This is a genomic window from Pseudolysinimonas sp. (genome assembly GCF_057350545.1).
Genome location: NZ_JBMRCP010000017.1, coordinates 1 through 13,406, shown reverse-complemented (window position 1 = coordinate 13,406; position 13,406 = coordinate 1). Strand labels below are relative to the sequence as shown.

Genomic DNA, 13,406 nt, shown 5'->3' with positions numbered 1-13,406 from the left:
CTTGGCCGTGTTGACGCTCACGAAGCTCTGGTCGCGGGCGACGAGGTCGCCGGCGCGCACGAGCGCCTCGGGGTCGAACACGACGTCGCCGTTCATCCACAGCACGCCGCCGTCCTTCGTCGCCTGCAGCGCGCGGAGGAGCGACTTCGAGGTGTTGGTCTGGTCGTAGCGCTCGTTGTACACGTAGGTGTTGTCGGGGAACGCCTCGACGATGTGCTCGAGCTTGTAGCCGACGACGGTGGTGATGGTCACGTCGCGGCCGAACGCCTGGTGGATGTTGTCCACCTGCTGCTGCATGATGCTGCGGCCGTCGTTGAGCTCGGTGAGCGGCTTCGGCAGCGAGCGGCCGAGGCGGCTCCCCATGCCGGCGGCGAGGATCACGATCTGAGTCGTCATGGTCCTGATCTCCTTAGGATGTCTCTCGAATGTGCGGCCTCGCGATGCGGTGAAAATGTCACCTGCTGTTCACCGCGCGACCTTGTGCAAGACACCCCGTTGTGCTCGTGAGAGTTTATCGGCGGCGTAGCGCGGAACCCCAGGAGGTTGACAACACCGTTCTCGGATCGTGACCAAACGTGCGGGAAACTCTCATTGATACGGTGGACCCGTGGAACCCGACCGCGACGCCCCTCCCGCGGCCCGAAAGGGGCCCGGCGGACGCACGTCGACGGCCCGATCGGCGACGACCCGCAAGGCCTCGGTCGCCGTCGCTCCCGCGCCCGACAAGCCCACACTCGCGGTCTCCGAGCAGGCCGTCGTGAAAGCGACGCCTCCGGCGGCGAAGGCCGTACGCGCCCCGAGGAAGAAGACGCTCGCGCATCCCGCTCCGACCGGGTCGGCCCTGTCGGTGCGCGACCTCACCAAGCACTTCGGCGGCATCGCTGCTGTCGACTCCGTCGACCTCGAGGTCGCGGCCGGATCGTTCTACGGCTTCGTCGGCCCGAACGGCGCGGGCAAGACCACCACGCTCGCGATGATCACCGGCCTCCTGCGTCCCGACTCGGGAGTCGTCATGGTGCATGGCGTCGACGTGTGGCGCAACAGCGCGGTCGCCAAGAAGGCCCTCGGCGTGCTGCCCGACAACCTCCGGCTGTTCGACCGGCTCACCGGTTCGGAGTTCCTGCACCACGCCGGTGCGCTCCGCGGTCTGGCCCGCGACACGATCACCCACCGTGTCGACGACCTCAGCGAGGCGTTCGGCCTGCGGCATTCGCTCGACCGTTTCGTCTCCGACTACTCCGCGGGCATGGTCAAGAAGATCGCGATCGCGGCAGCGATGATCCACTCGCCCCGCCTGCTCGTGCTCGATGAGCCGTTCGAGTCGGTCGACCCGGTGTCGGCGAACGCCGTCATCGGCATCCTGAAGAAGTATGCGGCGGCGGGCGGCACGGTGCTGCTGTCGAGTCACAGCATGACGCTCATCGAGCGCACGTGCGACGCGGTCGCGATCATCGCCGAGGGCCGGATGCTCGCGGCGGGTCCGCTCGACGAGGTGCTCGACGGCGAGACCCTCGAGACACGCTTCGTGGAACTCGCCGGTGGCGCGACAGCGGTGGAGGGCATGGAGTGGTTGCAGAGCTACTCCGACTGAAGCTGCGGCTGCTCGTCAACGCGTTCCGCTCCCCCCGCGGCGCCGTCTGGGCAGCTGTCGGCGTCGTGCTCGGCGGTTTCGGGATCGTGCTGCTCTGGGGCGGTGCGACGCTCGCCGCCGAACTCGACGCCGTGACCCGCATGCGCGTCGTCATCGTGGTCGGCACGCTCGTCTCGCTCGGCGCGTTCTTCGTGCCGGTGCTCGTCTCGCGCACCCATCTCCTCCCACCGCGTGCCCTGCGCCTGTTCGGCCTGAGCCCGCTGTCGATCGGCACCGCGATCCTGCTGCTCACGCTCGTCGGGCCGGCGCTGCTGCTCGTACCGATCGCCATCTCGCCGCTGCTGCTCTGGACCGGTCCCGAGTCGCAGCTCGCGGCGATCGCCGTACCGCTCATCGTGCTCGAGGGGATGCTCGCCGCGCGGGTCGGCACGGTGATCGGCGCCGTGCTCACCTACCGTCCGGTCGCGGCCGCGACCACCCGCCTCGTCTTCGCTCTGCTCCTCGTGGTCGGCCTCGTCGTCATCGCCGCCCACCTCGCGCCGACCGTCGGCGCGCTGCTCCCGGGTGCGTGGTGGCCGACCACCCTCGGCGTCGTCGCGGCGCTCGCACCGCTCCGCGCTCCCGAACTCACCGAGTGGCTCACGGCGCTGCCGGGCGGCGCGTTCTGGCGTGCCCCCGCCCACGAGTTCGCGGGCCGCGCCGACCTCGTCGAGCACGACCTCCTCCTCGGCGGCCTCGCCATCGTCGTGCTCGGCACGCTCTGGATCGGGTCGCTGCGCTACATGCTGAGACCCACCCGCCGGGTCGCTCGCGCGCGTGCCGCCCGCGTGCCGGGCTGGTTCCGTCGTCTGCCGTCGAGCCCCATCGGCGCCGTCGCGGCGCGCAGCTTCACCTATTGGGCCCGCGATCCGCGGTATCGAGCCGCTCTCGTCGTGCTGCCGATCGTGCCGATCGTGACGCTCCTCGCGATGTTCGTCGCCGGCATCCCGTTCTCGCTGTCGGTGCTCGTGCCCCTGCCGCTCATCGTGCTGCTGCTCGCGTGGGGCACCCTGCACAACGACATCGCCTACGACTCGAGCGCCCTGTGGATGCATCTCGTCGCCCACACCCGCGGGGTGCACGACCGGCTCGGCCGCGTGCTGCCCGTCCTGCTCATGGGGATACCCGTGGTGCTGCTCGGCACGCCGCTCGTCGCGTGGCTGCACGGCGACTGGCTCATCGCGCCGGCCGTGTTCGGAGTCTCCTCGGCGATCCTCCTCGGCGGCATCGGGGTCTCGAGCCTCGTCTCGGCGCGTTCCCCGTACCCGGCGACGAGACCCGGGGATGCTCCGTTCCAGCAACCGCAGGTTCCGGGGGCGTCGGGGGGCAGCATCCAGGCCGGATCCATCTTCTTCATCCTCCTCGTCGCCGCGCCCTCGATCGCCGCGCTCGTCTTCTTCGTGATGGGCGTGGCGGGCCCGTGGACGTGGATCGCGCTCGCCTCCGGACTCGGCGCGGGGCTGCTCGTGTTCGCGCTCGGCATCCGCGTGGGCGGTGCGGTGTTCGACCGCCGCGCGCCCGAGCTGCTCGAGTTCGCCGTCCGCAACTGACGCGAGGAGGTCGTGCGAGGCGCCCGTGAGCGCCGTACCCTGGGTTCATGGCCGACCTGGATCGCGGACCCGACACCGTCGGGGGTGGAACGGATGTGCTCGATCGCGAGCTCGAGAAGCTCCTCGAAGACAACCAGCTCGAAGACGGCGACCACGAGCGCTTCTCGCACTACGTGCAGAAGGAGAAGATCCTCGAGTCGGCGCTCTCCGGTAAACCCGTGCGCGCCCTGTGCGGCAAGAAGTGGGTTCCGGGTCGTGACCCCGAGAAGTTCCCCGTCTGCCCCGACTGCCAGAAGATCTACGAGAAGCTCAAGCGCTGAGCGGCGCGCATCCCGTCAGATGTAGACCGTCGGGATGACGGGCTCGCCTCGCGAGAGACCGAACGCCGCGAAGGGGAGCTCCGCGATCGCGGCCGCGTGGTGCTCGCGGGCGGCGGCCACTCCGGCGACGCCGAGGAACGCGGGATCGACGACGCCGTCCGTCACGAACGGGGTGAGCAGTCCGCGCCCCGGCTTGGGCAGCGACTCCGGCTCCTCGACGTAGACGGTCTCCTCGACGGCGACGCCGTGGTCGAGCGTGCGCACGGGCACCTTGCGTCCGGCGACCGTCGCCTTGCCGTCCGAGTTCTTGCCGACCGACACCCACGACCCGTCGGAATCCTGGTGCGCGACGAGCTTGTAGACCATCCCGGAGGCGGGGGCTCCCGAGCCCGTGACGAGCGACGTGCCGACGCCGTAGGAGTTCACCGGCGCCGCGCGCAGGGCCGCGATCGTGTACTCGTCGAGGTCGTTGGTGACGGTGATGCGGGTGTCGTGAGCGCCGAGCGCGTCGAGCTGCTGGCGGGCCGAGGCGACCACGATCGGCAGGTCGCCCGAGTCGATGCGGATCGCGCCGAGCGAGGTGCCCGCCACCCGCACCGCGGTCTCGATGCCGGTGGCGATGTCGTACGTGTCGACGAGGAGGGTCGTGCCGACGCCCATCGACTCGACCTGCGCACGGAACGCCTCCTCCTCGGAGTCGTAGAGCAACGTGAACGCGTGCGCCGCGGTGCCCATCGTCGGCACGCCCCAGGTGCGACCCGCTTCGAGGTTGGACGTCGCCGAGAATCCGGCGATGTAGGCGGCGCGCGCGGCGGCGACGGCGGAACGCTCGCCCGTGCGCCGCGAGCCCATCTCGGCCAGCGGCCGTCCGTCGGCGGCGGCGACCATGCGGGCGGCGGCGGAGGCGACGGCGGAGTCGTAGTTGAGGATGCTGAGCGCGAGGGTCTCGAGGATGACACCTTCGGCGAACGACGCCTCGACGACCATCACCGGCGACCCGGGGAAGTACACCTCGCCCTCGCGGTAGCCGGAGATCGAGCCGGAGAACGAGTACGACGCGAGCCAGTCGAGCGTCGCCGAGGACACGACCGAGTTGGCGCGCAACCAGTCGAGCTCGGCATCCTCGAATCGGAAGGAGGCGAGCGACTCGAGGAAGCGCCCGGTGCCGGCGACGACGCCGAACCGCCGCCCGGTCGGCAGCCGTCGCGAGAAGAGCTCGAACACGCACGGCCGGTCGGCCCGTCCGTCGCGGAGCGCCGCGTCGATCATCGTCAGCTCGTAGCGGTCGGTGAGCAGCGCGCTCGTCATCCGTCGAGCCTATCCGCGGCGACTACCCTGAGAGGATGCCCGCCACCGACGCGCCGATCGGCGTCTTCGACAGCGGCGTCGGCGGACTCACGGTCGCCCGGGCCATCCTCGACCAGCTTCCGCGGGAGGCGATCCTCTACGTCGGCGACACGAAGCACTCGCCGTACGGGCCGAAGCCCATCGCCGAGGTGCGCGCCTACGCCCTCGAGGTGCTCGACGATCTCGTCGCGCAGGGCGTCAAGGCGCTCGTCATCGCCTGCAACACGGCGAGCGCGGCGATGCTGCGGGATGCCCGCGAGCGCTACGAGACGGCGTTCGGCATCCCGGTCGTGGAGGTCATCCAGCCGGCGGTACGTGCGGCGGCGCGGTCGACCCGCAACGGGCGGATCGGCGTCATCGGCACGGCGGGGACCATCCAGTCCCGGGCCTACGACGACGCCTTCGCGGCGGCCCCCGGGGTGGAGCTCTTCACCCGCGCCTGCCCGCGGTTCGTGGAGTTCGTCGAGGCGGGGGTGACCTCCGGGCCCGAGCTCTTCGCGGTGGCCGAGGAGTACCTCGCCCCCCTCAAGGCCGCCGACATCGACACCCTCGTGCTCGGCTGCACGCACTACCCGCTCATGTCGGCCGCCATCCAGTACGTCATGGGACCCGGTGTGCGGCTCGTGTCGAGCGCGGAGGAGACGGCGGCGGATGTCTACGGGCGCCTCGTGTCGGCGGGCCTCGAGCGCACCGACCCCACGCCCCCGCGGCACGCGTTCGAAGCCACAGGAGACGACGCCGAGGCGTTCCGCACCCTCGCCCACCGCTTTCTCGGTCCGGAGGTCTCGCGCGTCGAGACCTTCGAGACCGGCACCATCCCGATCCAGAAGTAGGAGCATCATGACCGACACCACGCGCGCCGACGGCCGCACCCCCGACGCCCTCCGCGAGATCACGATCGAGCGCGGCTGGAGCGCTCAGGCGGAGGGCAGCGCGCTCATCTCCTTCGGCAACACGAAGGTGCTGTGCACGGCGTCGTTCACCAACGGGGTGCCGCGCTGGCTCACCGGCAAGGGCAAGGGCTGGGTGACCGCCGAGTACGCGATGCTGCCGCGCGCCACGAACGACCGCAACGACCGCGAGAGCGTGAAGGGCCGCATCGGCGGGCGCACGCACGAGATCTCGCGTCTCATCGGGCGCAGCCTGCGCGCGATCATCGACACGAAGGCACTCGGCGAGAACACGATCGTCATCGACTGCGATGTGCTGCAGGCCGACGGTGGCACGCGCACGGCGGCGATCACGGGGGCCTACATCGCGCTCGCGGATGCCGTCGAGTGGGGTCGCGCGAAGGGCTTCATCGGCAAGAACGCGGTCGCCCTCATCGATTCCGTCGCGGCGGTGAGCGTCGGCATCGTCGACGGCGTGCCGCTGCTCGACCTGCAGTACACCGAAGACGTGCGGGCCGAGACCGACATGAACGTCGTCATGACCGGGCGCGGGCTCTTCGTCGAGGTGCAGGGCACCGCCGAGGGTGCGCCGTTCGACAAGCGCGAGCTGGATGCCCTGCTCGAGCTCGCCGGGGCCGGCACCGCCCGCCTCGCCGAGATCCAGACCGACGCCCTCGCCTCCTGAGCCCGTGACCACGTTCGTTCTCGCGACGCACAACGCCCACAAGGTGGGCGAGCTGCGCCGCATCCTCGGGTCGCGCCTGGGCGACCACGAGTTGGTCGCCTACGACGGCCCCGACGTGGTCGAGGATGCCGACACCTTCGAGGGCAACGCGCTCCTCAAGGCGCGCGCCGCGTTCGCGCACACGGGGCTGCCGACGCTCGCCGACGACTCGGGCATCGCGGTGGACGCCCTCGGGGGTGCGCCCGGCATCCATTCGGCACGCTACGCCGGCACCCGCGACGACGGCGACAACCTGCGGCTGCTGCTGCGCAACCTCGAGGGCGTCACCGACCGCACCGCGCGTTTCGTCTGCGCCGCCGCCCTGGTGGATGCCGACGGAGAGTTCGTCGTGCGCGGCGAGTGGCTGGGCGCCGTGCTCGAATCCCCGACGGGGGAGGGCGGGTTCGGCTACGACCCGGTGTTCCGACCCGAGGGCGAGACGCGCAGCTCGGCGGAGCTCAGCCCCGCCGAGAAGGATGCCGACAGCCACCGCGCCCGCGCCTTCGGCCTCCTCGTCGAGGAGCTTCGCCGCCGCCACGGCTGAGCGCTGAGAGCGGGAATCACAACCATTCCCGACATCACCGTTCCCCAGGCAGGGCCGACAGAATGGATGCCATGGGGCACGACCACGGGCACACGCACGACCTCGCGTCGTCGACCCGTGCGCGCCTCGCGATCGCCTTCGCGATCATCGCGACGGTGCTCGTCGCCCAGGTGGTCGGCGCGTGGTTGTCGGGATCGCTCGCGCTCCTCGCCGACGCGGGGCACATGGCGAGCGACGCGATCGGCCTGCTCGTCGCCCTCATCGCGAGCGTGTGGGCGCTCCGTCCGGCGACCGACCGGCACACTTTCGGCTTCCGGCGACTCGAGGTGCTCGGGGCGCTGTTCAACGGGCTGCTGCTCACGGTCGTCGGTGTCGTCGTCGCGATCGAAGCCGTCCGCCGCCTGACCGAGCCCGACCTGCAGGCGCCGGCCGGCATCCCGATGCTCGTCGTCGCGGGCGTGGGTCTCATCGCGAACGTCGTCGCCTACCTCGTGCTGCGCGGCGGCGATCGGGCGTCGATGAACATGCGCGGGGCGACCCTCGAGGTGCTCGGCGACCTGCTCGGGTCGATAGCCGCCGTCATCGCCGGCGTCGTGCTCCTCACGACGGGCTTCGCGCCGATCGACGCCATCGCGTCGCTCGTCATCGCGGCGCTCATCGTGCCGCGCGCGGTGCTGCTGCTGCGCGACGTCGTGCGCGTGCTCACCGAGTCGGCGCCGCGCGAGACCGACGTCGCGCTCATCCGCGAGCACCTGCTCGAGACGCCCGGCGTCGTCGCGGTGCACGACGTGCACGTGTGGGCGATCACGTCGGGCGCCCCGGTGTTCACGGCGCACGTCGAGTGCGAGTCGTCGATCTTCGAGAGCGGTCGCACGGGCGAGATGCTCGAGAAGCTCGGGGAGTGCCTGCACGGGCACTTCGACGTCGAGCACTCGACCTTCCAACTCGAGCCCGCCGGACACGCTGAGCGCGAGGAGCCCGCGCATCGCTGAGCATCCCGTCACCCCGTCCGTGATCCCGCCCGCCGCCGCGCCGCTCTCGACGGTCGCGGAGAACTACCTCAAGGTCATCTACAGCCACACCGAGTGGCAGCCCGACCCGATCTCGTCGTCGCAGCTCGCCGCCCGGCTCGGGCTCGCGCCGTCGTCGGTCACCGAGATGGTGAAGAAGCTCACGCTCCAGGGGCTCGTCGAGCACGCGCTCTACGGCTCGATCGTGCTCACCGCCCGCGGTCGCACCGAGGCCCTGCGCATGGTGCGGAAGCACCGGCTGATCGAGACCTGGCTCGTCGGCGAGTTCGGGTACGGCTGGGACGAGGTGCACGACGAGGCCGAGGTGCTCGAGCACGTGCTGAGCGACAGGATGCTCGCCGCCATCGACGCGAGACTCGGGTTCCCGACGGCCGACCCGCACGGCGACCCCATCCCGTCGGCCGAGCTCTCGGTGCCGGTGATGTCGGGAGTGCTCGCGTCGACGTTGGCCGACGGGCAGCGCGGGCGGGTGGTGCGGATCAGCGATCGGGATGCCGCGGTGCTCCGTGAGGTGACGGCGGCCGGGATCGGCCTCGGGTCGACGATCGCCGCGGGGGAGCTCGCGGCCCCGACGGCCGCACACATCTGGGTGCAGCCGATCTCCTGAGGTGCTAGTTTTTTCGGGCCACCGAAATATTCGGTCGACCGAAAGATTCAGATGACCTCTCCGGCGAAGACGCCTCGCACCCGCACGCTGCTGCCCCTGCTCGGGCCGGCCATGGTCGCAGGGGTGGCCTACCTCGACCCGGGCAACGTCGCGAGCAACATGTCGGCGGGCGCCCAGTACGGCTACCTGCTCGTCTGGGTCGTCGTGCTCGGCAACTCGATGGCGTGGCTCATCCAGTACCTGTCGGCGAAGCTCGGCTTCTCGACGGGGGAGAGCCTGCCGGGGCTGCTCGGCAAGCGCTTCCGCTCGAAGCCCGCCCGCTACGCGTACTGGGTGCAGGCCGAACTCGTCGCGATGGCGACCGACATCGCGGAGGTGCTCGGCGGCGCGATCGCGCTGTACCTGCTGTTCGACCTCCCGCTGCTCGTCGGCGGCGTCATCACGGGCGTCGTCTCGATGCTGCTGCTCCTGCTGCACAACCGCCGAGGCTCCCAGCCGTTCGAGCGGGTCATCACCGGGCTCGTCGTCATCATCGCCGTCGGATTCTGCGCCGGCATCCTCTTCGCCCCCGTCGACGGCGGATCGGTCGCGGCGGGCCTCGTGCCCCGCTTCGAAGACTCGGGATCGGTGCTGCTCGCCGCCTCCATCCTCGGGGCCACGGTCATGCCGCACGCCATCTACGCGCATTCCGCGCTCACGCGCGACCGGTTCGGACTCGTGCCCGAGGGGCGCGTGCGCGACCTCGTGCTGCGGGCGACCCGCATCGACGTGACCGTCGCGCTCGTGATCGCCGGCACGGTCAACGTCGTCATCCTGCTGCTCGCCGCCGCGACCCTGCAGGGGGTCGAGGGCACCGAGACGCTCGAGGGGGCGCACGCCGCGATCGGTGCCGCGCTCGGACCCGTCGTCGCGACCCTCTTCGCGGTCGGGCTGCTCGCCTCGGGCCTCGCGTCGACGTCGGTCGGCGCCTACGCGGGTGCCGAGATCATGCACGGGCTGCTGCGGGTGCGCATCCCGCTCCTCGTGCGGCGGATCGTCACGCTCATCCCGGCGCTCGTCATCCTCGTGCTCGGCGTCGACCCGACGCTCGCGCTCGTGCTCAGCCAGGTGGTGCTGTCGTTCGGCATCCCGTTCGCGCTCGTGCCGCTCGTGCGGCTCACCACGCGTCGCGAGCTGCTCGGCGGTTCGGTGAACCGCTGGTGGACGACGGTGCTCGCCATCGCGGCCGCGGCGATGCTCATCGCCCTCAACACGACGCTGTTGGTACTGGTGGCGACGGGCGCCTGAGCCCCGTCCGGCCCGGCGCCTAGTTCTTCGGCTTGCCCGTCTGGCCCTCTTCGAACACGTCGGCGATGACCTCGGAGTCGGTGAGGGGAGCGTCGAGGCCGAGGCGCCGGGCCTTGCGGGCCTTGAGCACCGACTGGATGTAGTGGAACGCCGTCGGCACGACCGCGCACGCCACCGCGATGAGCAGGATCACGTCGATGTACTCGGTGACGAAGTCGGCGAGCGGCGGGATGTACCCGAGCAGGAAGCCCGCGAACGTGAGCCCGGCGCCCCAGATGAGCGCCCCGATCGCGTTGTAGAGCGAGTACTTGCGGTAGTTCATGTGCCCGACGCCCGCGGCGATCGGGGTGAACGTGCGCACGACGGGCACGAAGCGCGCGACGATCACGGCGAGGCCGCCGAAGCGGTCGAAGAACTTGTTGGTGCGGATGACGTTCTCCTTCGAGAACAGCCCGCTCTCGCGCCGCTCGAAGATGCGGGGCCCCGCCTTGTGGCCGATGAGATACCCGACCTCACCGCCGACGAAGGCGGCCACCGCGATGCTCAGACAGACGAGCCAGATCGGGATGAGGATGCCGTTCTGACTGGCCGTCATCGTGCCGGTGAAGGTCAGCAGACCCGTGATCACGAGCAGCGTGTCGCCCGGGAGGATGAAGCCGACGAGCAGCGCCGTCTCGGCGAACACGATGAGGCACACCACGAGCAGCGCCCACGGGCCGGCGGCGCGGATGATCTCGCCGGGGTCGAGCCACGGAATGAGTCCACTGGCGACGGCGGGGAGGTGGGCGAGCATTGGGGCTCCAGTCGTCGGTCGCGTGCGCGATCGGCGGATACGTTCGCCTCAGCGTACCGGGCGCCGCCTGAAGGACGCCCGGGGGAAAGCCCTACCGGATCCGGCGGACGAGCACCGCGACATCCTCATGGTGCGTGGGGGCGGCATCCGGCGACGTGACGGCGCGTTCGCGGTGCTCGGCGACCACGACCTGCCAGTCGTCTCCGAGGCCGAGCGCCGCGACCTCGCCCTCGGCGTCGAGCAGCAGCTCGTCGTGATGGGCGTGCTCCGACCCGGGCGGCGGGGCGGCGTGCGACACGATCGCGAGGTGGCCGCCGGGCGCGACATAGCCGGCGGCGCGGCGCAGCACCTCGGTGCGCGGCAGCTCTTCGCGGGAGTGGAAGAAGGATGCCGTGACGAGGTCGATCTCGCCCTCCGGCTCCCAGGTCGACAGGTCGTGCGCGACGAACCTCACCTGCTCGGTCGTCAGCCCCGCCTCGGTCGCCGCACCCTGGGCGCGGGCGACGGCGGTCGGCGAGATATCGACGCCCATGACCGTCCAGCCCTGACGCGCGAGCCAGATCGCGTCGGCACCCTCGCCGCAGCCCAGGTCGACGGCGCGGCCCGGGGCGAGGCCGGCATCCCGGCTGCCCGCGACGAGGTCGACGAGCGTCGCGTTCGGGTTGCCCGACCAGCGCTTCGGGCTCTCGGCGTAACGGAACTCCCACGCCTCGGCCGGGGTGACGGGGTGCTCGGGGCTTTCGGGGTGCGGATCGTGGCTCACATCCCGAGCCTAGGTTCGTGACGATCGCCGCGCCGGGGACACTACGAGTGAGCCCTCGATGGGTGGACTCGGTGGGTGGAAGGGACGGCGTGGACGACCGGATGCTGCTCGCGCGCGTGCGAGGCGGGGACGAGCGCGCCTTCGCCGAGCTCTTCGACCGCCACGCCCGCCCGGTGCTCGCGTTCGCCCGCTCGCGGCTCACGAGCGTCGCGGAGGCCGACGATGTCGCGCAGACGGCGTTCGTGCTGTTGTGGGAGAAGCGCCGCACCCTCGAGCTCGCGGGGGAGTCGGCGCTGCCGTGGCTGCTCGGCACGGTGCGACTGCTCGCGCTCGCCGCCCTCCGGGCTTCTGCGCGCCGGGGTGGGTCGCTCGACACGGCATCCGACGTCAGAGATCACCGCCCCGGGCCCGAGCAGATGGCCGAAGTCGCCGAGCGCGACGCCCTCGTCGCGTCGGCAGTCGCTCGGCTGGACGACAGCGACCGCAGCATCTTCCGGTTGTGCGTTCAAGAGGAGCGCAGCTACGCGGAGGCCGCCGCGGCCCTCGGCCTGACCACTTCGACCTTGCGGGGCCGCCTCGCCCGACTGCGGCGCCGACTGCGCGCCGAGCTCGACCTCCTGAGAGGAGCCTGAGATGAAGGACCTGGAGCTCGACAGCCTGCGCGACCGCACGCTCGCCGCGGCGCGCGCATCCGACATCCGTCGCCGTCGCCGTCACCGGGTGATCGCGACGCTCGGAGCGTGCGCCGTCGTGGCACTGCTCACCGCCGGCGGACTGGCGCTCGCGGCACCGCCCCCGCCACCACCTCTGCCGCCCGACGTGGAGTACTCCTGGTACGAGTCGAGTGTCGAGGAGCTCTGGCTCAACCTGCTGGAGGAGCACCCGGATGCCGTACGGCCGGACGTCGAGTTCGTGCGGTTCATCACGGAGGGCGAGGAAGCAGAAGTCATCTTCGGCTGCCTGCAGGAACAGGGCATCCCGGCGGTACTCGATGAGCACGGGGTGTCGACGACGGTGCCGATCGGCAGCGAGGAGCAGTACCAGGTCGCGTGGTTCGCGTGCAGCGTGCAGTATCCGCTCAGCCCGAACGAGAACCTGCCGTTCACCGACGACGAACTGCGGCACGTCTACCGGTACTTCGTCGAGCAGCTCACGCCGTGTCTCGAGACGCGCGGCTACGACATCCCGCCGGCGCCCGGGTTCGAGGAGTTCCGCGCGCGCTGGTGGACCGACGACACGTGGAGCCCCTACAACGACGTCATGCCGCGCAACGAGGAGGAGCTCTTCGCGGCGGAGGCGGCCTGCCCGCCGATGCCGAGCGACCTCCGCCCGTGACGCGCGTCGGCTGGTGTGCGGAAGGTGGGACTCGAACCCACACGCCTCTCGGCACAGGAACCTAAATCCTGCGTGTCTACCATTCCACCACTCCCGCGCGGCGGCGCCAGCTTACTTCGGGGCTGCGCGACGTCGGGGCCGCGACGGAGCAGACTTGAGCGATGGATCCCGTCGATGCGCTCACCGAGATCGCCTACCTGCTCGAGCGGGAGCGCTCGTCGCGCTACAAGTCGAAGGCGTTCCGCACGGCGGCCGCGGCGATCACGGATCTCGACCCCGGCATCCTGAACGACGCGACCCGCCTCAAGGCGGTGCCGGGCGTCGGCGACTCGTCGTACGCCGTCATCCGGCAGGCGCTCGCGGGCGAGGTGCCCGAGCGGCTCGTCGACCTGCGCGAGCGGAACGGCCCGAAGCCCTCTCAGCTACGTGGGCTGCTGCGCGGCGACCTCCACTCGCACTCCGAGTGGAGCGACGGCACGACGCCGATCGACGCGATGGTGCGCGGTGCCCTCACGCTCGGGCACAAGTACCTGGCGCTCACCGATCACTCACCCCGGTTGACGGTCGCCCGGGGTCTGTCGGTCG

General features: G+C 71.0%; 16 protein-coding genes and 1 tRNA gene. 12 read left to right on the top strand and 5 right to left on the bottom strand.

The features are described 5' to 3' along the window. Positions 1-396: phosphocholine cytidylyltransferase family protein (locus tag ACO1X9_RS02100; RefSeq protein ID WP_486349173.1), on the bottom strand; the 396-nt coding region annotated here is incomplete at its 3' end. 211 nt (positions 397-607) lie between these two features. Between ACO1X9_RS02100 and ACO1X9_RS02095 the strand changes: the two genes are divergently transcribed. Genes ACO1X9_RS02095 through ACO1X9_RS02085 form a run of 3 tightly spaced genes read left to right on the top strand, consistent with a single transcriptional unit; the run spans position 608 to position 3,500 of the window. Next, complete coding sequence (locus ACO1X9_RS02095; RefSeq protein WP_486349172.1) at positions 608-1,591, top strand: ABC transporter ATP-binding protein; 984 nt, start codon at positions 608-610, stop codon at positions 1,589-1,591. After that, positions 1,567-3,180, top strand: a complete 1,614-nt coding sequence (locus ACO1X9_RS02090) for a hypothetical protein (protein ID WP_486349171.1) — start codon at positions 1,567-1,569, stop codon at positions 3,178-3,180. The genes ACO1X9_RS02095 and ACO1X9_RS02090 overlap by 25 nt, the downstream gene beginning before the upstream one ends. Before the next feature lie 47 nt (positions 3,181-3,227). Then, positions 3,228-3,500, top strand: coding sequence for a DUF3039 domain-containing protein (locus ACO1X9_RS02085; protein ID WP_486349170.1), 273 nt, complete (start codon positions 3,228-3,230; stop codon positions 3,498-3,500). A gap of 15 nt (positions 3,501-3,515) precedes the next feature. On the opposite strand, the gene ACO1X9_RS02080 is transcribed toward ACO1X9_RS02085, so the two are convergent. Beyond that, on the bottom strand, positions 3,516-4,808 hold the full coding sequence (locus ACO1X9_RS02080) for a nicotinate phosphoribosyltransferase (protein ID WP_486349169.1): 1,293 nt from the start codon (positions 4,806-4,808) through the stop codon (positions 3,516-3,518). A 35-nt stretch (positions 4,809-4,843) separates the two neighbouring features. Here ACO1X9_RS02080 and murI point away from each other — a divergent pair, with 35 nt between their 5' ends. The 6 genes from murI (at position 4,844) to ACO1X9_RS02050 (ending at position 9,930) form a co-directional block, all read left to right on the top strand. Continuing rightward, positions 4,844-5,680, top strand: coding sequence for a glutamate racemase (gene murI, locus ACO1X9_RS02075; RefSeq protein WP_486349168.1), 837 nt, complete (start codon positions 4,844-4,846; stop codon positions 5,678-5,680). 7 nt (positions 5,681-5,687) lie between these two features. Next, the gene (gene rph, locus ACO1X9_RS02070) at positions 5,688-6,422 is read left to right on the top strand and encodes a ribonuclease PH (protein WP_486349167.1); all 735 of its coding nucleotides are present in this window, start codon (positions 5,688-5,690) and stop codon (positions 6,420-6,422) included. A gap of 4 nt (positions 6,423-6,426) precedes the next feature. Continuing rightward, on the top strand, positions 6,427-7,005 hold the full coding sequence (gene rdgB / locus ACO1X9_RS02065) for an RdgB/HAM1 family non-canonical purine NTP pyrophosphatase (protein WP_486349166.1): 579 nt from the start codon (positions 6,427-6,429) through the stop codon (positions 7,003-7,005). A 71-nt stretch (positions 7,006-7,076) separates the two neighbouring features. Further along, positions 7,077-7,997: a cation diffusion facilitator family transporter gene (locus tag ACO1X9_RS02060; protein WP_486349165.1), complete on the top strand. Its 921-nt coding sequence runs from the start codon at positions 7,077-7,079 to the stop codon at positions 7,995-7,997. A 19-nt stretch (positions 7,998-8,016) separates the two neighbouring features. Continuing rightward, positions 8,017-8,643 (top strand): metal-dependent transcriptional regulator, encoded by a 627-nt coding sequence (locus ACO1X9_RS02055; protein ID WP_486349164.1) that lies wholly within the window; start codon positions 8,017-8,019, stop codon positions 8,641-8,643. 51 nt (positions 8,644-8,694) lie between these two features. Then, entirely contained in the window at positions 8,695-9,930 is a 1,236-nt protein-coding gene (locus tag ACO1X9_RS02050) for an Nramp family divalent metal transporter (protein WP_486349163.1), read from the top strand. 19 nt (positions 9,931-9,949) lie between these two features. Here the strand turns inward: ACO1X9_RS02050 and ACO1X9_RS02045 are convergent, their stop codons facing one another. Further along, positions 9,950-10,723 (bottom strand): DedA family protein, encoded by a 774-nt coding sequence (locus tag ACO1X9_RS02045; protein WP_486349162.1) that lies wholly within the window; start codon positions 10,721-10,723, stop codon positions 9,950-9,952. A gap of 91 nt (positions 10,724-10,814) precedes the next feature. After that, entirely contained in the window at positions 10,815-11,486 is a 672-nt protein-coding gene (locus ACO1X9_RS02040) for a class I SAM-dependent methyltransferase (RefSeq protein ID WP_486349161.1), read from the bottom strand. An 89-nt stretch (positions 11,487-11,575) separates the two neighbouring features. Between ACO1X9_RS02040 and ACO1X9_RS02035 the strand changes: the two genes are divergently transcribed. After that, positions 11,576-12,118 (top strand): RNA polymerase sigma factor, encoded by a 543-nt coding sequence (locus ACO1X9_RS02035; protein ID WP_486349160.1) that lies wholly within the window; start codon positions 11,576-11,578, stop codon positions 12,116-12,118. Between the two features lies 1 nt (position 12,119). Beyond that, positions 12,120-12,821 carry a hypothetical protein gene (locus ACO1X9_RS02030; RefSeq protein ID WP_486349159.1) on the top strand — a complete coding sequence of 234 codons (702 nt, stop codon included), beginning with the start codon at positions 12,120-12,122 and terminating at the stop codon, positions 12,819-12,821. 16 nt (positions 12,822-12,837) lie between these two features. On the opposite strand, the gene ACO1X9_RS02025 is transcribed toward ACO1X9_RS02030, so the two are convergent. Next, positions 12,838-12,918 (bottom strand) — tRNA-Leu (locus tag ACO1X9_RS02025). A gap of 64 nt (positions 12,919-12,982) precedes the next feature. On the opposite strand from ACO1X9_RS02025, the gene ACO1X9_RS02020 reads away from it, so the two are divergent. Beyond that, the coding region (locus tag ACO1X9_RS02020) for a PHP domain-containing protein (RefSeq protein ID WP_486349158.1) at positions 12,983-13,406 on the top strand (424 nt) is incomplete at its 3' end.

Excerpts from the sequence above, each read along its gene's own strand:
- ACO1X9_RS02085 (WP_486349170.1), top strand. The coding sequence starts at position 3,228 with ATGGCCGACCTGGATCGCGGACCCGACACCGTCGGGGGTGGAACGGAT.
- ACO1X9_RS02080 (WP_486349169.1), bottom strand. The coding sequence starts at position 4,808 with ATGACGAGCGCGCTGCTCACCGACCGCTACGAGCTGACGATGATCGAC.
- murI (WP_486349168.1), top strand. The coding sequence starts at position 4,844 with ATGCCCGCCACCGACGCGCCGATCGGCGTCTTCGACAGCGGCGTCGGC.
- rph (WP_486349167.1), top strand. The coding sequence starts at position 5,688 with ATGACCGACACCACGCGCGCCGACGGCCGCACCCCCGACGCCCTCCGC.
- ACO1X9_RS02060 (WP_486349165.1), top strand. The coding sequence starts at position 7,077 with ATGGGGCACGACCACGGGCACACGCACGACCTCGCGTCGTCGACCCGT.
- ACO1X9_RS02050 (WP_486349163.1), top strand. The coding sequence starts at position 8,695 with ATGACCTCTCCGGCGAAGACGCCTCGCACCCGCACGCTGCTGCCCCTG.
- ACO1X9_RS02045 (WP_486349162.1), bottom strand. The coding sequence starts at position 10,723 with ATGCTCGCCCACCTCCCCGCCGTCGCCAGTGGACTCATTCCGTGGCTC.
- ACO1X9_RS02030 (WP_486349159.1), top strand. The coding sequence starts at position 12,120 with ATGAAGGACCTGGAGCTCGACAGCCTGCGCGACCGCACGCTCGCCGCG.